Raw genomic sequence first — 20,940 nt, 5'->3', positions numbered from 1 at the left:
GTTTTGCGAGGCTCGAGCAAATTTGCATTGCGGGCCTGAACAGTCGGGGTTGGTCTTTTGGCCGATGTACGCCAGTGCTTGTTTTGCAACGTTTGGGGGTCGCCATGAGTATTTTTGCGTATCGGAAACACCTGCGTTTTCTCAGCCAGACGCATCGGCGCCAGTGGTGGGATCAGCGCAAACGTCTCACGCCGCGGGTCAGGATCAGCGGGGCTTATGTGCCACCCAGCGTCACCCGCGAGTTCGCCTATGTGAAGGTCGGCTGAGCGCTGTTTGACTAAAAAAGCAGCACCGTTTGACCATGCCCCGCTCGACGCTTCCCGGTCGGCGGGGTTTTCGTTTTTCGCGGCGCCTAAAGCAAAGTGTAATGAATCATTACTTTCGTGACATTCGGAATAACGTCGCAGACGGCGGCAGCGGCCGGCAGCTTTCTCAGCAAGCCCTTAATCTGTCTCGTTAATCCCTTGTGCCAAGCCCGGTGGGGCTGTCCGGCTGCTTGAAATTCGGCAGACAAAACCCACTTTCAGGACTGTAGATATTGCAATTTGCAACAAATGCTTAAGGTGGGATTCAGGGTTTTTAGCTACATTGAATGCATGTCGTTGCGGTAACCGGTCATGTGTACAGGACCGCGGCGCGGAGAACAAAAGTGAAAAAGATCATCCAGATTCTGGCTGCCGCAGCACTTGGCGCAGGCCTTGTGAGCGCCGCCCAAGCGCACGTTTCGGTGGGTATCGGCATTGGGGTGCCTGCTTATCCCGTCTACGCGGCACCGCCGCCGCCCGTTTATTACGCGCCGGGCCCGGTTGTGTATGCGCCGCCGCCCGTTTATTACGGGCCGCCGGCCGTTGTGGTTGGCGGGTATTACGGTCACCCTTATTACCGTGGCGGCTATTACCGTGGCGGGTACGGTTACCACCGCGGCTACGGATACCGCGGCGGCTACGGTGGCTGGCGTCATTAAAGTCCGGGAGTTCACGGGGTAGCATCCTGGCTGCCGAGTCCTGAGAATGCAAACAGCGCAACGTCGGCGTCGAGCCGGGTTGCGCTGTCTTATTTTGTGCGCGGGTTGTTCGCGCGGGTTTAAGCGGACGCTCGATCTGGCCGCGCTTTTAGCCACCTGGCCATTTGGCCAGCTTTCCAAACGCTCCACGATGCGGGGACAATAGCAGTTCCTCAACTGCCGCCCTTGAGTTCCGATGTCAACTCTTCCCGCACCCACCTACGCCGACGTTGCCGACGCCGCAGAACATATCGCCGGCGCTGCGCATCGCACGCCTGTGATGACCTCCCGCACTGCGGACGCGCTCACCGGCGCGAGTCTGTTCTTCAAGTGCGAGAACTTCCAGCGCATGGGCGCATTCAAGTTTCGGGGTGCGTTCAACGCGATCTCCCATTTCACCGAGTCCCAGCGCCAGGCCGGCGTGCTGACGTTTTCATCGGGCAATCACGCGCAGGCCATTGCGCTGTCGGCGCGCATTGCCGGTATCAAGGCGACGATCATCATGCCGGAGGATGCGCCGGCCGCGAAAATGGAAGCCACGCGGGGTTATGGCGGCGAAGTGATCACCTACGACCGGTACACCGGGAATCGCGAGGAGATTGCCGCCCGGCTCGCGCAAGAGCGCGACATGACGCTGATTCCGCCCTACGACCATCCGCATGTGATCGCGGGGCAGGGGACGTCGGCGAAGGAACTCATCGAAGAAACCGGGCCGCTGGATTATCTGTTCGTGTGCCTGGGCGGCGGAGGTTTGCTCGCCGGGTGTGCGCTGGCGGCGGCCGAGCTGAGCCCGTCATGTACCGTGATCGGCGTGGAGCCGGAGGCGGGCAACGACGCCCAGCAATCCCTCGAACGCGGCGAGATCGTTCATATAGAGGTGCCGCGCACAATCGCCGACGGCGCGGCGTCCACGCATGTGGGCGAATACAACTTCCCGATCCTGAAGCGCTATGTGGACCGCGTCGTCACCGTCAGCGACGACCAGCTCGTGCAGACCATGAAGTTCTTCGCGCAGCGCATGAAGATGGTGGTCGAGCCCACGGGTTGTCTGGCGGCGGCCGCTGTGCTGCAGAACATCTTGCCGGTGAAGGGCAAGCGCGTGGGCATAATCGTCAGCGGCGGCAACGTCGACCTGGCGCGGCTCGCTCAATTCCTCGCATGATCGCGTGGCGTCATAGCTTCTGCGCGCCGTTCAGGATCAGGTCGTGATAACCGTTGACGATCACGCTGTACGCGAAATACGCGAACAGCACCGCCGATAAAACGTGACAAGCGCGCAGCAAAGTCGTCCCGGCGCGTTTGCGGCCGTGGCTGGCGAGCGTGCAGATGAAGAGTGTCCAGCCGAGCCCGCCGCAAAAGAAGCCGATCAGAAACACTGAAGCGCTCGCCGGGCCCGTTGCGCCGGCTTTCGCGATCAGTGCGCCGCCTACGGCGGCAAACCAGAGGATCGCGCTTGGTGAAGACACAGCAAGCAGGGTGCCGCGCATGAAGCTGCGCAGGTGAGAGGGCCGCGGTGTGGCGATGAGGTCCGGCTCGCCCTCCACCGGCGGGGCGGACGCCGGAAGCAGCGCTTCACGCGCCATTTTGAAGGTCAGGAACAGCAGCACGATCGCGCCGCCTATCCAGACGACCCAGCGCACGGCATCGAACTGGAGCAGCGCCGCCATGCCTGCAAGCGCGAGCGCCGCGTAGACGAGATCGCCGAAACAGGTGCCCAGGCCGAGCATCATGCCCGGCTTGAAGCCGTGGGAAAGTGTTAGTGAGATGATCGCGACGTTTGCGATACCAATATCCAGGCACAGCGACAACGACAGAAAAAATCCATCAGACAGCAATGGCAACACGTGCATCCCGACTTTCCTTTTTAATCTTTTTGTATTGAGCGAAGCGGGGAGCCCGGCTTCTCGTTTTGGACCTGCTGCTGCGGCGCGCGCGGCAGCAGCAGGTCGAACGCTAGCGTGCTAAATGCGTTCGAGCGGCACGGTCACCGCCAGTCGTCCCGTCTCGATACCCATCGTGTTGCGCATTGGCGGGTTTCCATAAGCGGCGAGTTTTGCGCGCTGCGCTTCGCGGCCGATGTCGAGTTGCCCAAGTACATTGGCCACGATGGCGTAAAGCACGGTTGTATTGCCGTCTTCCACCTTGACGGCGATGCCCAGCGGCCCGCGCGTGCCGGTAGCGCGAACACCGATCGCGTAACTCGCGTCGGCGCCTACTTTAGCGACCAGATCGCCGTCGAAGGCTTGCATCAATGCGGTACAGAACCGGCCGTCGCCGGCGACGAGTTCGGGATACGTTGTCATCGCGCGATAGATCCGGGCAAGCGCCTGCGAACGCGGTGTAGTCTCAACCTCGGTATCGGCATTCGCCATCTTCATGAACAGCCGGGCGAGCCGATCCAGCGGGAACGCCGGAGTAGGTAGATTGCAACCATCAATAGCCCATTGCACGCCGTCTTCCGGCAGATCGCAGAGTTCGGCTACGGTCCGCTTCACCCGAACCTGCAGCGCATGCTCAGGCAGGTGATAGTCGGCAACAGCCGCGCCCAGCGCCTGCGCACCCGCCAGCATGCCCGCATGTTTGCCGGAGCAATTGCTGCACACGCCAGTTGGCGTGAAACCACGCCTGAGCCACTCTTTCCAGACCGCGTCCGACAAAGGCGTGTGGCCGCCGCATCGAAGGTCGGCTTCGGTGACCTGCGCCTTGGCCAGCATGGCGCGCGTGCGCTCGATGTGACGCGGCTCGCTGTTGTGCGATGCGCACATCAACGCGAGATCGGCGTCGTCGAAACCGAAACGCGCAAGCGCGCCTGTTTCCAGCACCGCAAGCGCCTGCGCCGGTTTCGCCGCTGAACGCGCAAGCGTCATGCGTGACGGATCGCCGAAAGCGTAGATCAACCGGCCTTCGGCGTCGACAACCGCCACATGCGCGGCATGCGTGTTTTCAACCAGGTCCCCTCGATAAACCGTCGCCGCAACCTTCATGAACGTTTCCCTCCCGAAAAACCGATTTCGTCCCACAACGCGTCGACGCGCCGTTTCACTGCATCGTCCATCGTAATTGGCCGGCCCCATTCGCGGTCCGTTTCGCCGGGCCATTTGTTGGTGGCGTCGAGTCCCATCTTCGATCCCAACCCCGCTTTCGGCGATGCGAAATCGAGATAGTCGATCGGGGTGTTATCGACCAGCACCGTATCGCGGGATGGATCAATGCGCGTGGTGATCGCCCAGATCACCTCCTTCCAGTCGCGGATGTTCACGTCGTCGTCCACCACCACGATGAACTTCGTATACATGAACTGACGCAGGAAACTCCAGACGCCGAACATCACGCGCTTCGCATGACCCGGATAGCTCTTCTTGATCTGCACGATCGCCATTCGATAACTGCAGCCTTCGGGTGGCAGATAGAAGTCGGTGATTTCCGTGAACTGCTTTTGCAGCAGCGGCACGAACACTTCGTTAAGCGCGACGCCGAGCACGGCCGGTTCGTCGGGTGGTTTGCCTGTATACGTGGAGTGATAGAGCGCGTCGCGGCGCATGGTGATCTTCTCTACGGTGAAGACCGGGAACCACTCTTGTTCGTTGTAATAGCCGGTGTGGTCGCCGTACGGGCCTTCGAGCGCGTGTTCGTATTTCGACGACGCACTAGCCGATGGCCGCGGCGGCGCGCCGGCGGGCAGCGGCGCGACAGGACCGTCTTGCGGATAGATGAACCCTTCGAGCACGATCTCCGCACGCGCCGGAACCTGCAATGTATCGACGCCCGGCGTGAGACATTTCGCCAACTCGGTCCTTGCACCGCGTAACAACCCGGCGAACTGATATTCGGAAAGCGAGTCCGGCACCGGCGTGACGGCGCCGAGAATGGTGGCCGGATCGGCGCCAAGCACGACCGCCACCGGATACGGCTTGCCCGGATTGGCGAGCGCGAACTCCCGGAAATCCAGCGCGCCGCCCCGGTGCGCGAGCCAGCGCATGATCAATTTGTTGCGCCCGATCAGTTGCTGCCGATAGATACCCAGGTTTTGCCGCGTCTTGTTCGGGCCGCGCGTGACCGTGAGTCCCCACGTGATGAGCGGACCGGCGTCGCCGGGCCAGCATGTCTGAATGGGCAGGCGCGCCAGATCGACATCCTGTCCTTCCCACACGATTTCCTGGCAGGGTGATGAGCTGACCGTTTTCGGCGCCATGTCCCAGACGGCCTTCGCCAGCGACAGCAATTTGCCCGCGTCCTTCAGGCCCTTGGGCGGCTCGGGCTCCTTGAGTGCCGACAACAGCCGGCCGACGTCACGCAGCGACTCGAGCGCGGCTTTATCGCTCAGAAGACTGGGGTCGGCCGCCGCTTGAGCTTCCGTCTCGATACCCATGCCGAGCGCCACGCGCCTCGGCGTACCGAACAGGTTGGCCAGCACGGGCATGGAGTGCCCCGTCGGCGCCTGGAACAGCAAGGCCGGTCCGCCCGAGCGCAGAACGCGGTCCGAGAGCTCGGTCATTTCAAGAACGGGCGAAACAGGCTGGCTGATACGACGCAACTCGCCGAGTGTTTCGAGGCGGGCGGTGAAGTCGCGCAGGTCTTTGTATTTCATCGGCTAAAGGGAAGGGGGCCTGCGGGAAAAGCGGTCTGCGCAAAAGGGGGCGGCAGAGGCTGAAATAGTTGGCTCAAGCAGTGGTCCAAGCAGCGGCTCAAGCACCTGGTGAGGAACTTTCGCGCGCGGGCGATTGTCGATTTTACCTGTGTTGATGTCGGTACGTCAGAGCACACAATGGCGGAACCAGGGCGATTCCGCTGGAAAGTGGCTTGGCAGGCCGTTCTCGCCGCTCTGAACGGTGTTCATCATTACTGAAAGTAATAGCTTTTACATTTACCAGCATTGACGGATCATTTGAGCCTGCTAGAATCCTTTGGCATTGACAACACCAATTGAAACTTTTTACCAATGCCCCAGGTCTTTTGAAACGACGCGACGCGTCACCTGTGCCGGAATAGTCCGGTGAATCGAGGCTTTGGTTTTCTTGCCGGCGCTCTTCTTCGCCGGTTTTTCGCGTGGTGACCTGTGTGCGCGCCCCGGCATGTCCTTCGTGCTGCGCGCACCCGGAAAACGTAATGTTCCGGTCAGGTTTCCCCAACGGTCTGTGCCGTTTTCCCGATACCGCTTGTGGCTAACCCAGGGCTGGCGGTGTCGATTTCTGCGTGGTGGACCAGTTTTTAGGTTTTTCATCTGCAGAAATCATGCAATTTGGGAGATCCATCCAATGAATGCTTGGTTGTCGTGGCGTCCCGACGCTCGCCTGGCGCTTCATCTACGCGCCATGCTGCGTCGCGCCAAACGTATGAGTCTTACAGTTTTCAGCCTGGTCGGTTGTGCTGCGGTCGTGACCGCGCTGGCACTCTGGCTGCTTCCAGCCTGGCGCGGCTCCTTCGCCGCCAAACTCATGCCCCTCGTCTCGGCCGCGGTACAAGCCGGTCCAGCGCGGTTGCTCTCCGGACAACCTTTCCCGCCCTTCGCGATCGGTCATCAGCGCGAAGAGGACCTGCGCAACGGCGAGCCGACGCCGACATCGCTTGGCTCAGCAGCCAGTGACGACGACAGCACCCGCAAGCTCACCGGCGGCCTGAGTCTCGCCGTGTCGCCAAATGGGCTCGATCCCCGCACGTTGCCGACCGTTTCGACGCTCGCCAGCGCGATTTCCTCGCAGCGAGTGGTGGCCGATGCCCGTGACGACCGTGTGCTCGTGTCGGATCGTGAGCAGAACCTGGTGGCGAACTTCATTGCGCGGCGTTACCACGTGGCGCAGGAGCCGGTCAGCGAACTCGTGAAAGCGGCCTTCGATACCGGCCGTGAAGTTGGCCTCGATCCGCTGTTGCTGCTGTCCGTCATGGCGATCGAATCGGGTTTCAATCCGTATGCTGAAAGTGGGGTTGGCGCGCAAGGGTTGATGCAGGTGATGTCGAAGGTCCACTCGGATAAATTCCAGTATTTCGGTGGTTCGCACGCGGCGCTTGAACCGCTCGCGAACATCAAGGTCGGGGCGCTGGTTCTGAAGGATTGCATCGCGCGTGGCGGTTCGGTGGCGGGTGGATTGCGCTTCTACGTGGGTTCGACGGCACAGGACGACGGTGGTTACGGCGCGAAGGTGCTGGCCGAACGTGCACGCCTGCGTGATGTAGCGCGTGGCCGCAATGTGCCGATCAACACGCCGCAAGCGCCGGCGCAGCCCGCGCCGAAGCAGGTCGTGGCGTCGGTTTCGCCGTCAACCTCGGGAACAGGCGAAAAGCGCGTGCACGTGACGCTTGACGGTGCTCCGGCAATCACGGCGCCCGCCAAGTCGTCCGCTCCGCAAGTCAGCGACCACAACGAGACAGACGACGCAGGCACGCAAACGAAGCACGTGGCTTCGGCGGAGTTCGGCGCTTAAAGGCGTTGGGTTAGAAGTAAAAGCAGGGCGGCCCGGGTTGTTGATCACCAGCCGGGTAAGACAAAAAAGCCGTTCCAACGCGAGTTGGAACGGCTTTTTTTTGCTTCTGCTTTCCTGAAGTGCGCGGGGTTGCCCGAACCGGTGCATCAAACCCGAAACAGCGCTCCCAGCCGTTGCACGGCCTCTTCAAGCTGTGAGTAGGCGGTCGCATAAGACAGCCGGATATAGTCCTGCGGCGCATGGAAGCCGAAATCGGTACCCGGCACCAGCACGACACCTGCGTCGTGCAGCATGGCACGCGTCAATGCGTTGCTGTCGCCGGCAGCGGGATGCGCGACGTGCCGCGTATCGGCATAAACGTAGAACGCGCCGTCCGGTACGACGGGCACTTCAAAACCGAGCGAACGCAATGCCGGCACGATGAAATCCCGCCTGCGCCCGAATTCCAGGCGCCGCGACTCGTAAATTGCCAGCGTTGCCGGCTCAAAACATGCCAGCGCCGCATGCTGCGCGATTGCCGACGCGCAGATGAACAGGTTCTGCGAGAGCTTCTCCAGCGTGGGGACCATCGCCGGCGGCGCGACGAGCCAGCCGAGCCGCCAGCCGGTCATGTTGAAGTACTTCGAAAAGCTGTTCACCGTGACCACGTCGTCGCCGAGCGAAAGTGCCGACACGGGTTTCGCGTCATAGCTCAGGCCCTGATAGATCTCATCGACGATCGTAAAACCGCCGTGCGCGCGCACCACGTCTACAATTTTCGCCAGTTCGTCCGGTTCAATGGACGTGCCCGTTGGATTCGACGGCGAAGCGAGCAGCACGCCACGCGTAGCGGGCGTCCAATGCGCCTCGACTTGAGCGGCCGTCAACTGGAACCGCTCGGCCGGACCGCTAGGGATCAGGACCGGACGGCCTTCGGTGGCAGCCACGAAATGGCGATTGCAGGGGTAGCACGGGTCGGGCATCAGGACTTCGTCGTCGCGATCGACCAGCGCGGTGCACGCCAGCAGCAACGCGGCGGACGCACCCGCCGTCACCACAATCCGCGCCGGATCGATATCAAGGCCGAACGTGTCGCGATAATGACCGGAAATTGCCTCGCGCAACGAAGCCAGTCCGAGCGCATTCGTGTATTGCGTGACACCGCGACGCAAGGCGTCGGAGGCGGCCGCGATCACCGGTTCCGGCGCCGTGAAATCCGGTTCGCCGATACCCATGTGAATGATGTTGCGGCCCGCGCGTTCCAGCGCCTGCGCTTCTTTCGCCAGTTCCATTACATAGAACGGCTCGATGGCGTCGACGCGGGCGGCGTACCGGATAGCGCCGTTCAACGGTTCTTTTGCGAAGTTCATAAGTTGAAAAGAGCGTCCGCTCAGCTGCGCTGTCCGCGGCCTTGCGCTTCTGTCGGCCGCAACTGAACGGCCAGTTTATCCAGCACGCCGTTTACGTATTTATAGCCGTCGGAGCCGCCGAACGTCTTCGTCAGTTCAACCGCTTCGTTGATTACAACGCGATACGGAATGTCCAGGTGATGCTTGAATTCGAATGCAGCGACCATCAGCACCGCGCGTTCGACCGGCGAAAGCTGTTCGAGCGGACGGTCGAGGCACGGCTGCAATTCGGCGGAAATGGTGTCCGCTTCCTTGATCACCCCGTGCAGGATGGCGTCCAGATGCTCCTGGTCGGCTTTATCGAAGCCTTGCGCACCGCGCAACTGCGCGTCAATCTCGCCACCGGGTGAGCCCGACAGCAACCATTGGTAAAGCCCTTGTGTCGCGAGTTCGCGCGAGCGTCGTCGAGCGCTTTTCATGCACGGTCCTCGTCGTCTTCGTCTTCATCGTCACCGCCGAGTTGTTCCAGTGCGACCGACAAATTCGCCATTTCCACTGCCACGCGGGCAGCGTCGCGGCCTTTTTCCGTCATGCGGGCCACGGCTTGCTCGTCGTTTTCGGTCGTCAGGACTGCGTTCGCGACCGGCGTGCCGAAGTCGAGTGCGATCCGGGAAATGCCCGCGCCGCTTTCATTCGATACCAGCTCGAAATGGTACGTTTCGCCGCGGATCACCGCACCGAGAGCGATCAATGCATCGAATTGACCCGATTCAGCCAGTTTTTGCAGCGCCAGCGGAATTTCGAGTGCGCCCGGCACGGTGACGAGCAGCACGTCTTCACCGATCACGCCGAGTCGTTCGAGTTCTTCCGTGCAGGCGTCCACGAGGCCGTTGCAGACGGGTTCGTTGAAACGCGATTGCACGATGCCGATACGCAATCCGTCGCCGTCGAGGTTCGGTTGATATTGTCCGATTTCCATTATTTATCCGTTTTCAGTGTGATGCAGTGTGGTGGTTGGCGCCCGTCAGACCGAGCGCAAATGGGCGATGGAAGCGGGATCAGCCGATTCCGCAGAACTCGTGGCAGGGCAGCCCGGCATGGGGATGAAGCCGGTTACTTCGAGGCCGTAACCCGACATGCTGCCGAGCTTTCGCGGGTTCGACAGCACTTGCATCTTGCCCACGCCCAGTTCGCGCAAAATCTGCGCGCCGATGCCGTAGGTCTTGAAATCGACCGGCCGGCGTTTCAGTTCGGCTGCCTTGTCCTCGCGCTCGAACGCCTGGAATACATCGACAAGATGTTCCTTCGTGTCACCGCAATTGAGCAGCACGATAGCGCCCAGGTCGCGGGCGGCGATTTCCTTCATCGCGGCGTCCAGCGTCCAGGAGTGCGTGGACAAGTCCACTTCGAGCAGATCCAGCACCGACAGCGGTTCATGCACGCGCACCGGCGTTTCCCGATCCGGCGACGGCCGGCCGCGCACCAGCGCGATATGCGGCGAGCCGCTGGGCTGGTCGCGATACAGCACCGCGCGAAACGCGCCATGCGCCGTCTGCATGGTGCGTTCGGCCACGCGCTCCACGATTGATTCCGTGCGCGAGCGGTAGTGAATCAGGTCGGCGATCGTGCCAACACGAATGCCATGCAGTTCGGCGAATTCGATCAGGTCGGGCAACCGGGCCATTTCGCCGTCGTCACGGATCACTTCGCAGATCACCGATGCCGGCGTCAGGCCCGCCATGGCCGTCAGGTCGCAGCCCGCTTCCGTATGCCCCGCGCGGACCAGCACGCCGCCCGGTTGCGCCATGATTGGAAACACGTGACCCGGCTGGACGATATGCTCGGCTTTCGCGTCGTGCGCCACCGCTGCCTGGATGGTGCGCGCACGGTCCGCCGCCGAGATGCCGGTAGTCACGCCTTCTGCCGCCTCGATGCTGACCGTGAACGCCGTCCCGTACTGGGTGCCGTTTCGCTGCGTCATCAGCGGCAGGTTCAGCTGACGGCAGCGGTCCTGCGTAAGTGTCAGGCAGATCAGTCCACGGCCGTAGCGCGCCATGAAATTGATCGCTTCCGGCGTCACGAAATCGGCGGCGATGACGAGATCGCCTTCGTTTTCGCGGTCTTCTTCGTCAACGAGGATCACCATCCGGCCAGCCTTCAGCTCGGCGATGATCTCTGGAGTGGAGGCGAGCGTCATTGCGGTAGTCGTCCGGTGCGAGAAAGGGCGTATTTTACGCCACCGCCGATGCCAACGCCCGGGATTTGCCCGTTTTGGGCTGGCGTTGGCCATCCGGCCGGTTATTCGCCGGATCGACGGGCGCTCGAGCGCGCCTAACCGGGGCTCACGTAGGTATCGCCGACCATCAGGTGCACGATTTCATCGCCATTGGTTTGCTGGACCTGCCGCTCGCCGGCCACCTCGCCCCGCCGCAGCACGACAATGCGATCGGCGATTGCGAAGATGTCATGCAGATTGTGTGAGATCAGGAGCACGGAGACGCCCTGGGCCTTCAACGCGGCAATCAACTCCATTACCTTGCGCTGCTCGGGCACGCCCAGCGCGGCGGTGGGTTCGTCCATGATGAGCACCCGGGCGTTCCAGTAAATGGCCCGGCCAATCGCAATGGCCTGTCGCTGTCCGCCTGAGAGCATCTTCACCGGACCGCCGAGCTTGCGCTCGGGAATCACGATGTCGAGGCGCTCCAGCACCTCGCGCGCGACCTGCGCCATGCGCGGCCGGTCGATGACCTGGAAGCCCAGTTGCCGGCGTAGCGGTTCGCGTCCCAGGAAGATATTGCTGCCGACGTCCAGGTTGTCGGCCAGCGCAAGGTCCTGGTAGATCGTCTCGATCCCGCGGGCTCGGGCGTCCTGCGGATCGCGCAATTGCAACGGCGCGCCGTCGAACAGCAGTTCGCCCTGGTCGGCCCGGTAGACGCCTGAAATGATCTTGATCAACGTCGACTTGCCCGCACCGTTGTCGCCGGCCAGCGCCAGCACTTCGCCCGGCAGCAACTGCAATGAAACGTGCTTGAGCGCCTCCACGCCGCCAAAGCGGATCGAGACGTCGCGTACCTCAAGGATGGGCGTGCTCATTGGGCGCCTCCGAGACGGTCCTTGTATTGATCGATCAGTACCGACAGGATAATGACGATGCCCACTACGATGAATTGCCAGAATGCGTTGACGTCGACGAACACCAGTCCGAACTGGATCACGGCGATGATCAGCGCGCCGATCAGCGTCCCGATCACGTTGCCGGTCCCGCCGAACAGGCTCGCGCCACCGATCACCACGGCGGCGATCGAATCGAGCAACATGGGCTCACCGGCGTTGGCGGCGCCAGCGGCAAAGCGTGCGGTATAGATGATCCCGCCGACCGCGGCGAACGCGGCGGCGATCAGGTACACCACCAGCAGGTGGCGTTTGACGTTGATGCCGGCGCGCACCGCGGACTGCGGGTTGCCGCCGATTGCATAGGTGTACTGGCCGAAACGCGTCTTCGAGAGCAACAGATGCATGATCACCAGCAGCACCCCGGTCAGCACCACCGGCGTCCAACCGGCGCCGAGCCAGGCAAGACCGGCGTTGTCCACCGAGACAGTCATGCCGCTGCCGGCCGCGAGAAACCCTGCACCCCGCGCAACACCGTACATGCCGAGCGTGCCGATAAAGGCTGGCACGCCAAGCCATGCGATCAGCACGCCGTTGACTAACCCGGGAATCAGGCAGACCACGATGGTGAGCGGGATGGACACGATCAGGATCCACGGAGAGCCGCTGCCGAACAGCGTGAACTGCGCGACGCAGACGGCCGCCAGTCCCATCACGAAGCCCGCGGACAGGTCGATGCCGGCCGTGATGATCACGAAGGTCTGGCCGATGGCCAGCAGCAGCGGAGCCGCGGCGGCAAGACCGATCGATTGGAGGTTGTAGGCGTTAAAAAGAAACGACCGATGAGCCGAGATCTGCGCACACACCTCGAAAAAGGCGAGCAGGGCGGCCAGGAACAGCCACGGCCATAGCTTGGTAATCAGCGCGATCTTGTCGAGACGCGAGTTATCCATGGAGTTATCCGCGTTGTCATGAGCAGGAACCCGCGTGCGCGGCCGCGCACGCGGTGGGGCCGGTCTATGACTTCAGCCGGCCTGCTTCAGCTAGTTCGAATAGATGTATTGCTGCATGTCGGGCTTGTCGATATTGGTTTTATCGAGAACCTCGAAACCCGTGCTCTTGAGGGTGGGAATTTTCTTGCCGTGAATGACGTCGGCGGCGAACTTGACGCCGTAGTAGCCGATTTCGTCCGGGCGCTGTGCAATAGCGATATCGACCAGGCCGCTCTTGATTTGCTTGTCGATACCAGGCACCGCATCGAATACGACCACCTTGACGACGCCCTGTTTACCCGCCGCCTTGACGCCTTGCGCCGCGCCGCTGCCGGAGAAGGTGTTGGCGCCGAACACGCCGGCGAGATCCGGATTGCGCGCCAATACTGCAGCTACGTGAGCAGCGGCCTGGTTGGCGTCGTCCTCGTTGTACAGCGTTTGCAGCACGGTGATGTTCGGGTGCTTCTTCATCTCCTCCGCGAAACCTTCAGCACGCGCGTCCGTGCTCGAAATACCCGGCTTGTTGTTCTCGCAATAGACCGTGCCCTTGTCGCCGATAGCTTTGGCAAGCGCGCGTGCTGCGACCCGGCCGCCTTCGAGATTGTCCGAAGCAATATACGAAAGCGGGAAATCCGCATCGCCCTTGCCGGTCTGATAATGTCCATCGCCGATGTAGGTGTCGACGGTAATGACCTTGATGCCGGCGTCGGCGGCTTCCTTCAGCGGTCCAATCAACTGTTGCTTGTCGACTGGCGAAATCAGCAGTACGTCAGGATGTTTGGCGATAAACGCCTTGAGGATCGGCACTTGCTCACTGGTGTTCCACGCTTTGGGAACCTGGAACAGCAACTCGACGTTCTCTTCCTTGGCGGCCCGTTGCGCGCCGCGATGCATTGTGAAGTAGAACGGATCAACCACACCGGGCAGGAGTGCCACCACCGGATGGGCAGCATCCGCCCGCGCAAGTCCCGACAGCGAAAAAACGATGATTGTTGAGACAGCAACCATACAGCGGGAAACGAATCGCTTCATTTTGTCTTCCTCCAGTTTTGAGTCCGACTTGCGACGCCCGACTTGTTCTAACGCTCCATGGCGACTGCAATCGGCTGTTGGGCAGTATAGGCGTGCGCGGTGTCAGTGACCATTGGAATGACAACGCTAGTGGCGGTGCAACCGATAACACGTCGACGGGGTATGGTGTTTAGTGATTTCGCGAAAATTACGGCTATGCCTGCGGCGATCATCGCCACCAGGTTCTTGCTCGACGCGATGAACTGCATAAGGTGATGGCGTATCACGACGGTCACGTGCCTGATCTCGCCATTGCGGCACATGGAGCCGGTGGACACCCGGGCGAGCGTCCCGGCGGCACGCAGATGAACCACGCTGCGCTCGCGCGTGTTCGGGTGTCGGAGCCCCAAAATTCGATCCTGTCTGATACATAAAAATATCGTACGAACCTATTTGCCGACGTGAACCCTTTCACCTGATCGCCGCGAATAGTGTGTAGCAATTTGATAATTGTCAAATGCGTAATCGGGGGCTTGCATGATATTACGCAGTCTTAAAGTAATCATCTGCATGACGAATGAAACTCACTATCTCCGAGTGAATGACAATGGCACCGGTCTCGCGCCTGCAAGATTCTTCGCTTGTTTGGTTGAGGGGTCTTTCGTTGCAATGCGGATGACAGTTGCGCGCTGCGGTTAGCCATCTGCATGATGATCCCGTGGCTATCAAGCCCGAAGAAGTTAATGAAAGGTGACGTGAAATGATCAGGAAGTTGCTCATTGCCGGCGGCAGTTGCGTGGTCCTCGGGTATTTAGTCCTGTCTGCCTATGCGAATTACCACGACAGGAACTATGCCAAGCAGTCCGCGTCCCTGGCGGCCCATTCGGTGGAGAGCGGTCGGATTCGCGTGTTGCTGGATGAGAAAGCCTGTTATTACTGCCACTCCACCCAGGCCACGCTGCCGGGTTACTCACGTTTGCCCGGCATGAAGCAATTGTCCAGTTACGACGTCAGCACCGGGCAGAAGAATTTCCGGATCGATGCCCTGTTCGCGGCACTTCGGGACGGGACGCCCGTGCCCGAAGCGGATCTCGCGAAGCTCGAAGCGGTCGCGAAAGAAGGCACCATGCCACCCAGACTCTTCCGCGCGGTGCACTGGAGTGCGGGCCTCTCCGACGCTGACCGGCAAGTCCTGCTGGACTGGATTGCGAAGGAACGCGGGATGTACTACGCCACTTCCGGTGTTGCACCCGAGTTCCAGAACGAGCCCGTGCAGCCGCTACCAACGTCCATTCCGGTCGATTCCCGCAAAGTGGAGTTGGGCATGCAACTGTTCCATGATCCCAGGCTGTCCGCGGACAACTCTATCTCTTGCGCAAGCTGTCATTCGTTGTCGGCGGGTGGAGTCGATGGCCGTAAAACGTCGCTCGGCGTGGGCGGGAAGGTGGGGCCAATCAACGCGCCGACCGTTTTCAATGCCGTGCTGAATCACACGCAGTTTTGGGACGGTCGCGCCGCCACGTTGCAGGATCAGGCCGGCGGTCCGCCGCTTAACCCGGGTGAGATGGCGTCGACGTCCTGGGAGCAAATCATCGGCAAGCTGCAAAAGGACTCCTCCTTCACCGAGGCGTTCAGCAAGGTGTATCCAGAGGGTTACTCAGGCGCCAACATTACCGATTCAATTGCCGAATTCGAAAAAACCCTGCTGACCCCGAGCCGTTTCGATGCTTACCTGAGGGGAGACAAAACGGCATTGACCAGCAAGGAGCTCCATGGTTACAACCTGTTCAAGGCAAACCGCTGCTTTACCTGTCACGTCGGCCAGAATCTCGGTGGTCAGTCGTTCGAGCGGATGGGATTGAAGGGCGATTATTTTGGAGACCGCGGTGACAGCATGACCGCAGCGGACGATGGTCGCGTGAACGTCACCGGAGACGAGCATGACCGTTATCGATTCAAGGTGCCGACCCTGCGCAATACCGAACTGACCGCACCGTATTTCCACGATGGCGGTACCGCCGATCTCCATCAGGCGGTTCGTACCATGCTGAAGTATCAGGTCGGCAAGGAACTGCCCGACGCCGATGTCGACGCGCTCGTCGCCTTCCTGAAATCGCTGACCGGGACTTACACACCGTTGAGTAGCAGCGAGAAGGGGGATGTGGCAGCGCGCGCGCAACCCGTCGTAAGCGATTGAACCGCTGCCTGCGAAAGCAGCGTTATCCTGGCTGTCTTCATTCGCAGGCGCCTGGCGGAGGAGCAGAAGCTGGCTGTCGCCACCGCCGGAAAAACCAACTATTGCAGCGGCTTGTGAGCGTCCGTTGACGTCGTTAGAATCCGCTCCACATACCGCGCGATCAGATCGATCTCCAGATTGACCTTCGCGCCAGCCTTCAGGTGCCGCAACGTCGTCACTTCCACCGTATGCGGAATCAGGTTGATCGAAAACTCGCAGCCATCGGGCCGGTCGTTCACGGTATTCACGGTCAGGCTCACGCCGTTCACTGTCACGGAACCCTTATAAGCCAGATACTTGCCGATATCGCGTGACGCGAGAATCCGCAGCTCATGCGACTCTCCAACAGGGGCGAAATGCGTCACTTCACCAAGACCATCGACGTGTCCCGACACCAGATGCCCGCCCAGCCGGTCATGCGCACGCAGCGCCTTTTCCAGGTTCACATCGCCGGGTTCGGACAAGCCTGCCGTCTTGCTCAGGCTTTCGCGCGATACATCGACGGCAAAAGACCCGGCGGACTTCTCGATCACCGTCATGCACGCGCCCTGGATGGAGATGCTGTCACCAAGCTCCACGTCCGCGAGATCGAGCCCGCCGGACGCCACCGTGAGACGAACACCGGTATCGGTATCGGTGGCTGAACCCAACGGCGTAACGGCTTCAATGCGGCCGACCGCCGCGACAATTCCTGTGAACATCGTCGAGCTTCCTTAGGTTGTGCGTGTTGTGTTGTGCGTCAGATGATCGGTTTCGCGTCCGTGGGCACATCGGTCTTCACCACCGCGAAGCGCGCCAGGATGCGCAGGTCATCACCCAGCCGGTCAATGCGGTGAAACCGCAGATGCGGCCGGGCATCGAGTGTATCGGGCGGCGTGAAGTCGAACATGCCCGGCGCACTGCCCAGCAAACTCGGCGCGAGGTAGACCAGCAATTCGTCGACACACCCCTCGCGCAGCAGCGAACCATTGAGCTTGTGGCCCGCTTCCACGTGCAACTCGTTGATGCCGCGATCGGCGAGGATACCGAGCATGGCAGGCAGATCGACCTTGCCTTGCTCGTTCGTCAACGGCGTGAATTCGATACCGCGTTCTCGCAGCGCATCAACTTTCGCGGGGTCGGGCTCAGCGCCGCAAAACACCCACGGCGGCGCGCCTTCCAGGATCCGGGCGGTGAGCGGCACGTCCAGGCGGCTGTCGATCAGCACGCGTTGCGGCTGACGTGGTGTTTCCACTGCGCGCACGGTGAGTTGCGGATCGTCCTCCCGCACCGTGCCAATGCCCGTCAGGATCGCGCAAGCGCGCGCACGCCAAGCGTGCCCATCGGCTCGCGCCGCTTCGCCGGTGATCCACTGGCTTTCGCCGCTCGGCAAACCGGTGCGGCCGTCCAGCGTGGCCGCGACTTTCATGCGTACCCACGGACGGCGGCGCGTCATGCGCGACACGAAGCCGATGTTCATCTCGTACGCTTCATTGGCCAGCAGGCCGCAACGCACATCAATACCCGCGTCGCGGAGAATCGCCAGCCCGCGCCCGGACACCGCCGGATTCGGATCTTCCATTGCTGCAATCACCTTGGCGACCCGCGCGTCGATCAGCGCGTGCACGCACGGCGGCGTACGGCCGAAATGGCTGCACGGTTCGAGCGTGACGTAGGCGGTGGCACCCCGCGGATCGTGGCCGCGCGCCCGCGCGTCTTTCAACGCGCGAATCTCGGCGTGGTCCTGACCGGCCGGCTGCGTAAAACCTTCGCCGATCACGTCGCCGTCTTTCACCAGCACGCAGCCGACGCGCGGATTCGGCGTCGTCGTGTACATGCCGCGGGCGGCCAGCGCCAGCGCGCGCTCCATGTGCGAGAAATCGGTCTGCGAGAACATGGCGGCGCCTCTAGGCGGCAACGCGGGCAAACGCGCCGCGGGCGGCGTCGAGCGTCGCGTCGATGACGGCGTCGTCGTGGGCGATCGATACAAACCCCGCCTCATACGCCGATGGCGCGAAGTACACGCCGGCATCGAGCATCTCGTGGAAGAATGCGTTGAAGCGCTTCGTGTCGCCCTGCGTGACTTCAGCGAAACTCCCCGGCACACTCGCGGCGAAATACAAGCCGAACATGCCGCCGATAGCATCCGCCGAGAACGGCACCCTGGCTTCTTTGGCGGCGACCGCGAGGCCGTCGGCGAGACGGCGCGTTTGCCTGGTGAGTGTCTCGTAGAAACCCGGCGCCTGGATCAGTTGCAGCGTTTTCAACCCGGCCGCGACCGCGATCGGATTGCCCGACAACGTGCCGGCCTGGTACACGCCGCCAAGCGGCGCGAGATGCGCCATGATGTCCCGGCGTCCGCCGAACGCGGCCGCCGGCATGCCGCCGCCGATTACCTTGCCCAGGCACGTCAGGTCCGGCTTGATGCCGTAGACCTGCTGCGCACCGCCGAGCGCCACGCGAAAGCCGCACATCACCTCATCGAAAATCAGCACCGAGCTGTACTCGTCGCAATGTGCACGCAGCGCTTGCAGGAATTCAGGCGTGGCTTTCACGAGATTCATGTTGCCGGCCACCGGCTCCACGATCACTGACGCGATTTCCGCACCGAACGCGGCAAAGGCTTCGTCAAGCTGCTCGACGTTGTTGTATTCGAGCACGGTGGTGTGTTTGGCGATATCGGCGGGAACGCCTGCCGACGTGGGGTTGCCGAACGTCAGCAGACCGGAACCCGCCTTCACCAGCAGGCTGTCGGCGTGACCGTGATAGCAACCCTCGAACTTTATGATCCGGTCCCGCTTCGTGAAGCCGCGCGCGAGGCGCAGCGCGCTCATGGTCGCTTCCGTGCCACTGGACACCATGCGGACCTGTTCTATCGACGGCACCAGCTTGCAGATCTCTTCCGCGATCTCGATCTCGGATTCGGTCGGTGCCCCGAACGAAAACCCGTTCGCGAGCACACGCTGCACGGCTTCAAGCACCTCGGGATGAACGTGGCCGAGGATCATCGGCCCCCAGGAACCGATGTAGTCGATGTATTGCTTGCCGTCGGCGTCCCAGAAATACGGACCTGACGCGCGTTCGATGAACCGCGGCGTCCCGCCGACCGAGCGAAACGCGCGCACCGGCGAGTTCACGCCGCCGGGAATGGTTTTCTGGGCGCGTTCGAAGAGAGCTTCATTTCTGGACATGACAGGGCCTGCGCTGAATGACGGGTTCGGCTGGAGAGGGCTGCAGCCGCTGGCAACGATCAAGCCTGGATCAGCGCCGGGATCGGATTCGGCGGGGTCCGGAGGTCGCTCGCGGCTGCAGGAAATCAAGATGAAATTGTACCGGAGTCGCCTGGCTTCAGCCCGCGACGCTCCGTCCCGGCGCCGCGTACGAAAGGACAGCCGCGAGGCTTGTGAAAGCGGGGCGCGTACAATGCACACTGTTTTAAGGCTTTGTTTAAGCCGTTCGCCTGCACGCCGGACGTGGCCGTTGCGAGGTTTTTCGCATTCGCATGCGTGTTCGTTTCGCTATTCGTCGCTTGCCGGTCCTCGGCCGCCAGTCCCGGAAACCGCGCTATTTCCTCAAGCTTCCTTTCGTCTCTCATGCCCGAAATCATCAAGCGCCGTGCCGACCGCCGACTGATCCTGTTGCTCGGCGCGCTGGCGGCGTGCGGCCCGCTTTCCATCGACATGTATCTGCCGAGCCTCCCGGCGCTCGCCGTGTCGTTCGGCACGACCGCCGCCGCCGCGCAGATCACGTTGACAAGTTTCATGCTGGGCTTTTCGCTCGGCATGCTGGTGTACGGTCCGCTCTCCGACGCCTACGGCCGCCGGCCAGTGCTGCTCGGCGGCATTGTGCTGTACACGCTCGCGAGCGTGGGCTGCGCGCTGTCGTTTTCCATCGATTCGCTGGTTATCCTGCGCTTCCTGCAGGCGCTCGGCGCGGGCTCGGCGTCGGTGCTGGCGCGGGCGATCGCACGCGACGCCCACGCACCATCGGACGCAGCCCGCGTGCTCTCGATGCTTGCCATTGTCACGTCGATCGGGCCGTTGCTCGCTCCGTTGATTGGCGGGCAGTTGCTGCTGCTCGGGGGCTGGCGCGCGGTGTTCGTCACGTTGACGCTGTTCGGTACGGCCTGCGCGGTGACCACGTATTTGCGGGTGCCGGAGACCTGGCCGCGTGAAAAACGGGCGACGTCAGCGCTCGGGCGATCCTTCGCCGCGTACGGGCGTCTTCTCACCGATCCCGTCACGTGGGGCCACACGCTCTGCGGCGGCATGGCGTTCGCGTCGATGTTCGCGTACATCACCGCGACCCCGTTTGTGTATATCGACTACTTTCATGTGAAGCCGCAGCATTACGGGTTTTTCTTCGGGCTGAACATTATCGGGATCATCGGCTGGAACGTCGCGAACACGCGGCTGGTCGGGCCGCTGGGATCGCTGAAACTGATTTCGATTGCATCGTTTGTCAGCGTGATCGCTGCGCTCGCAACGGCGTTCGTGTGCATCACCGGTTTTGGGGGCTTGTGGTCGATCGTCGGCTGTTTGTTCTTCGTGGTCGGCGTAGTGGGTTTGTTGTCGGCGAACTGCACGACCGACCTCATGCATCGATACCCGCACAACGCAGGCGCCGCCGCCGCCGTGTTCGGCGCGGTGCAGCTGGCGCTCGGCGCGCTGGCGAGCGTCGCGGTCGGGATGTTCCACGACGGCACGCCGCAAGGGATGGGGATCGTGATCGGGGTGACGGGCGTGCTGACTTTCGTCGGCCGCACGCTGGTGCTGCGCTGGCACGGCACGCCGGTGCGGGCGAGCAGGGCGGGGTGATTGACCGGCGCACTCCCGTGAACAGGGCTCGTTCAGGGGAACCG

21 protein-coding genes are annotated in these 20,940 nt (G+C 61.9%); 6 read left to right on the top strand and 15 right to left on the bottom strand.

What is annotated here, in order from left to right:
* Window positions 1-104: 104 nt before the first annotated feature.
* The 3 genes from AWB69_RS48740 (at window position 105) to AWB69_RS19225 (ending at window position 2,165) form a co-directional block, all read left to right on the top strand.
* Window positions 105-266: a hypothetical protein gene (locus AWB69_RS48740; protein ID WP_165087753.1), complete on the top strand. Its 162-nt coding sequence runs from the start codon at window positions 105-107 to the stop codon at window positions 264-266.
* Window positions 267-649: 383 nt separating this feature from the next.
* Entirely contained in the window at window positions 650-964 is a 315-nt protein-coding gene (locus tag AWB69_RS19230; RefSeq protein ID WP_062087563.1) for a hypothetical protein, read from the top strand.
* Between the two features lie 235 nt (window positions 965-1,199).
* Window positions 1,200-2,165 (top strand): threo-3-hydroxy-L-aspartate ammonia-lyase, encoded by a 966-nt coding sequence (locus AWB69_RS19225; RefSeq protein WP_062087561.1) that lies wholly within the window; start codon window positions 1,200-1,202, stop codon window positions 2,163-2,165.
* A gap of 10 nt (window positions 2,166-2,175) precedes the next feature.
* On the opposite strand, the gene AWB69_RS19220 is transcribed toward AWB69_RS19225, so the two are convergent.
* The 4 genes from AWB69_RS19220 to AWB69_RS47825 form a co-directional block, all read right to left on the bottom strand.
* Window positions 2,176-2,853 carry a LysE family translocator gene (locus AWB69_RS19220; RefSeq protein ID WP_062087559.1) on the bottom strand — a complete coding sequence of 226 codons (678 nt, stop codon included), beginning with the start codon at window positions 2,851-2,853 and terminating at the stop codon, window positions 2,176-2,178.
* Between the two features lie 111 nt (window positions 2,854-2,964).
* Window positions 2,965-3,987: an asparaginase gene (locus tag AWB69_RS19215; protein WP_062087557.1), complete on the bottom strand. Its 1,023-nt coding sequence runs from the start codon at window positions 3,985-3,987 to the stop codon at window positions 2,965-2,967.
* On the bottom strand, window positions 3,984-5,591 hold the full coding sequence (locus AWB69_RS19210) for a UbiD family decarboxylase (RefSeq protein ID WP_062087555.1): 1,608 nt from the start codon (window positions 5,589-5,591) through the stop codon (window positions 3,984-3,986). The genes AWB69_RS19215 and AWB69_RS19210 overlap by 4 nt, the downstream gene beginning before the upstream one ends.
* 345 nt (window positions 5,592-5,936) lie before the next feature.
* The gene (locus tag AWB69_RS47825) at window positions 5,937-6,224 is read right to left on the bottom strand and encodes a hypothetical protein (protein ID WP_156528900.1); all 288 of its coding nucleotides are present in this window, start codon (window positions 6,222-6,224) and stop codon (window positions 5,937-5,939) included.
* A 34-nt stretch (window positions 6,225-6,258) separates the two neighbouring features.
* Here AWB69_RS47825 and AWB69_RS19205 point away from each other — a divergent pair, with 34 nt between their 5' ends.
* The gene (locus tag AWB69_RS19205) at window positions 6,259-7,422 is read left to right on the top strand and encodes a lytic transglycosylase domain-containing protein (protein ID WP_062087553.1); all 1,164 of its coding nucleotides are present in this window, start codon (window positions 6,259-6,261) and stop codon (window positions 7,420-7,422) included.
* Between the two features lie 146 nt (window positions 7,423-7,568).
* Here the strand turns inward: AWB69_RS19205 and AWB69_RS19200 are convergent, their stop codons facing one another.
* The 8 genes from AWB69_RS19200 to AWB69_RS19165 all read right to left on the bottom strand — a co-directional run bounded on the left by AWB69_RS19200 (window position 7,569) and on the right by AWB69_RS19165 (window position 14,274).
* Entirely contained in the window at window positions 7,569-8,771 is a 1,203-nt protein-coding gene (locus AWB69_RS19200) for a pyridoxal phosphate-dependent aminotransferase (RefSeq protein WP_062087551.1), read from the bottom strand.
* A 20-nt stretch (window positions 8,772-8,791) separates the two neighbouring features.
* The gene (gene nusB / locus AWB69_RS19195) at window positions 8,792-9,229 is read right to left on the bottom strand and encodes a transcription antitermination factor NusB (protein ID WP_062087549.1); all 438 of its coding nucleotides are present in this window, start codon (window positions 9,227-9,229) and stop codon (window positions 8,792-8,794) included.
* Entirely contained in the window at window positions 9,226-9,729 is a 504-nt protein-coding gene (gene ribH / locus AWB69_RS19190) for a 6,7-dimethyl-8-ribityllumazine synthase (protein ID WP_047896193.1), read from the bottom strand. Before ribH ends, nusB begins: the two co-directional genes overlap by 4 nt.
* A 45-nt stretch (window positions 9,730-9,774) precedes the next feature.
* Entirely contained in the window at window positions 9,775-10,947 is a 1,173-nt protein-coding gene (gene ribBA, locus AWB69_RS19185; protein ID WP_062087547.1) for a bifunctional 3,4-dihydroxy-2-butanone-4-phosphate synthase/GTP cyclohydrolase II, read from the bottom strand.
* A 134-nt stretch (window positions 10,948-11,081) separates the two neighbouring features.
* The gene (locus AWB69_RS19180; RefSeq protein WP_062087545.1) at window positions 11,082-11,843 is read right to left on the bottom strand and encodes an ATP-binding cassette domain-containing protein; all 762 of its coding nucleotides are present in this window, start codon (window positions 11,841-11,843) and stop codon (window positions 11,082-11,084) included.
* Complete coding sequence (locus tag AWB69_RS19175; RefSeq protein ID WP_062087543.1) at window positions 11,840-12,814, bottom strand: ABC transporter permease subunit; 975 nt, start codon at window positions 12,812-12,814, stop codon at window positions 11,840-11,842. The genes AWB69_RS19180 and AWB69_RS19175 overlap by 4 nt, the downstream gene beginning before the upstream one ends.
* Before the next feature lie 90 nt (window positions 12,815-12,904).
* Complete coding sequence (locus AWB69_RS19170; protein WP_062087541.1) at window positions 12,905-13,885, bottom strand: ABC transporter substrate-binding protein; 981 nt, start codon at window positions 13,883-13,885, stop codon at window positions 12,905-12,907.
* Window positions 13,886-13,932: 47 nt separating this feature from the next.
* Entirely contained in the window at window positions 13,933-14,274 is a 342-nt protein-coding gene (locus tag AWB69_RS19165; RefSeq protein WP_062087539.1) for a hypothetical protein, read from the bottom strand.
* A gap of 350 nt (window positions 14,275-14,624) precedes the next feature.
* Here AWB69_RS19165 and AWB69_RS19160 point away from each other — a divergent pair, with 350 nt between their 5' ends.
* Window positions 14,625-16,061 (top strand): cytochrome c peroxidase, encoded by a 1,437-nt coding sequence (locus AWB69_RS19160; RefSeq protein WP_062087537.1) that lies wholly within the window; start codon window positions 14,625-14,627, stop codon window positions 16,059-16,061.
* A 98-nt stretch (window positions 16,062-16,159) separates the two neighbouring features.
* Here AWB69_RS19160 and AWB69_RS19155 read toward each other — a convergent pair whose 3' ends face one another.
* From AWB69_RS19155 to hemL, 3 genes are read right to left on the bottom strand one after another with little or no spacing between them, the layout of a single operon-like run.
* On the bottom strand, window positions 16,160-16,801 hold the full coding sequence (locus AWB69_RS19155; protein WP_062087535.1) for a riboflavin synthase: 642 nt from the start codon (window positions 16,799-16,801) through the stop codon (window positions 16,160-16,162).
* Between the two features lie 38 nt (window positions 16,802-16,839).
* Entirely contained in the window at window positions 16,840-17,976 is a 1,137-nt protein-coding gene (gene ribD, locus AWB69_RS19150; protein ID WP_062087533.1) for a bifunctional diaminohydroxyphosphoribosylaminopyrimidine deaminase/5-amino-6-(5-phosphoribosylamino)uracil reductase RibD, read from the bottom strand.
* 10 nt (window positions 17,977-17,986) lie between these two features.
* Window positions 17,987-19,270 (bottom strand): glutamate-1-semialdehyde 2,1-aminomutase, encoded by a 1,284-nt coding sequence (gene hemL, locus AWB69_RS19145; protein WP_062087531.1) that lies wholly within the window; start codon window positions 19,268-19,270, stop codon window positions 17,987-17,989.
* Window positions 19,271-19,672: 402 nt separating this feature from the next.
* Between hemL and AWB69_RS19135 the strand changes: the two genes are divergently transcribed.
* Entirely contained in the window at window positions 19,673-20,896 is a 1,224-nt protein-coding gene (locus AWB69_RS19135; protein WP_062087527.1) for a Bcr/CflA family multidrug efflux MFS transporter, read from the top strand.
* Window positions 20,897-20,940: the final 44 nt, after the last annotated feature.

Origin of the sequence: Caballeronia udeis, assembly GCF_001544555.2 — a bacterium.
GTDB classification, from domain to species: domain Bacteria; phylum Pseudomonadota; class Gammaproteobacteria; order Burkholderiales; family Burkholderiaceae; genus Caballeronia; species Caballeronia udeis.
Note: the sequence above shows the minus strand (reverse complement) of the source record. Positions and strands in the feature narration are given on the sequence as shown.

What these genes read in the sequence shown, in the direction of transcription:
- AWB69_RS48740 (WP_165087753.1), top strand. Translation starts at nt 105, where the DNA reads ATGAGTATTTTTGCGTATCGGAAACACCTGCGTTTTCTCAGCCAGACG.
- AWB69_RS19225 (WP_062087561.1), top strand. Translation starts at nt 1,200, where the DNA reads ATGTCAACTCTTCCCGCACCCACCTACGCCGACGTTGCCGACGCCGCA.
- AWB69_RS19220 (WP_062087559.1), bottom strand. Translation starts at nt 2,853, where the DNA reads ATGCACGTGTTGCCATTGCTGTCTGATGGATTTTTTCTGTCGTTGTCG.
- AWB69_RS19215 (WP_062087557.1), bottom strand. Translation starts at nt 3,987, where the DNA reads ATGAAGGTTGCGGCGACGGTTTATCGAGGGGACCTGGTTGAAAACACG.
- AWB69_RS19210 (WP_062087555.1), bottom strand. Translation starts at nt 5,591, where the DNA reads ATGAAATACAAAGACCTGCGCGACTTCACCGCCCGCCTCGAAACACTC.
- AWB69_RS47825 (WP_156528900.1), bottom strand. Translation starts at nt 6,224, where the DNA reads ATGAAAAACCTAAAAACTGGTCCACCACGCAGAAATCGACACCGCCAG.
- AWB69_RS19205 (WP_062087553.1), top strand. Translation starts at nt 6,259, where the DNA reads ATGAATGCTTGGTTGTCGTGGCGTCCCGACGCTCGCCTGGCGCTTCAT.
- AWB69_RS19200 (WP_062087551.1), bottom strand. Translation starts at nt 8,771, where the DNA reads ATGAACTTCGCAAAAGAACCGTTGAACGGCGCTATCCGGTACGCCGCC.
- nusB (WP_062087549.1), bottom strand. Translation starts at nt 9,229, where the DNA reads ATGAAAAGCGCTCGACGACGCTCGCGCGAACTCGCGACACAAGGGCTT.
- ribH (WP_047896193.1), bottom strand. Translation starts at nt 9,729, where the DNA reads ATGGAAATCGGACAATATCAACCGAACCTCGACGGCGACGGATTGCGT.
- ribBA (WP_062087547.1), bottom strand. Translation starts at nt 10,947, where the DNA reads ATGACGCTCGCCTCCACTCCAGAGATCATCGCCGAGCTGAAGGCTGGC.
- AWB69_RS19180 (WP_062087545.1), bottom strand. Translation starts at nt 11,843, where the DNA reads ATGAGCACGCCCATCCTTGAGGTACGCGACGTCTCGATCCGCTTTGGC.
- AWB69_RS19175 (WP_062087543.1), bottom strand. Translation starts at nt 12,814, where the DNA reads ATGGATAACTCGCGTCTCGACAAGATCGCGCTGATTACCAAGCTATGG.
- AWB69_RS19170 (WP_062087541.1), bottom strand. Translation starts at nt 13,885, where the DNA reads ATGAAGCGATTCGTTTCCCGCTGTATGGTTGCTGTCTCAACAATCATC.
- AWB69_RS19160 (WP_062087537.1), top strand. Translation starts at nt 14,625, where the DNA reads ATGATCAGGAAGTTGCTCATTGCCGGCGGCAGTTGCGTGGTCCTCGGG.
- AWB69_RS19155 (WP_062087535.1), bottom strand. Translation starts at nt 16,801, where the DNA reads ATGTTCACAGGAATTGTCGCGGCGGTCGGCCGCATTGAAGCCGTTACG.
- ribD (WP_062087533.1), bottom strand. Translation starts at nt 17,976, where the DNA reads ATGTTCTCGCAGACCGATTTCTCGCACATGGAGCGCGCGCTGGCGCTG.
- hemL (WP_062087531.1), bottom strand. Translation starts at nt 19,270, where the DNA reads ATGTCCAGAAATGAAGCTCTCTTCGAACGCGCCCAGAAAACCATTCCC.
- AWB69_RS19135 (WP_062087527.1), top strand. Translation starts at nt 19,673, where the DNA reads ATGCCCGAAATCATCAAGCGCCGTGCCGACCGCCGACTGATCCTGTTG.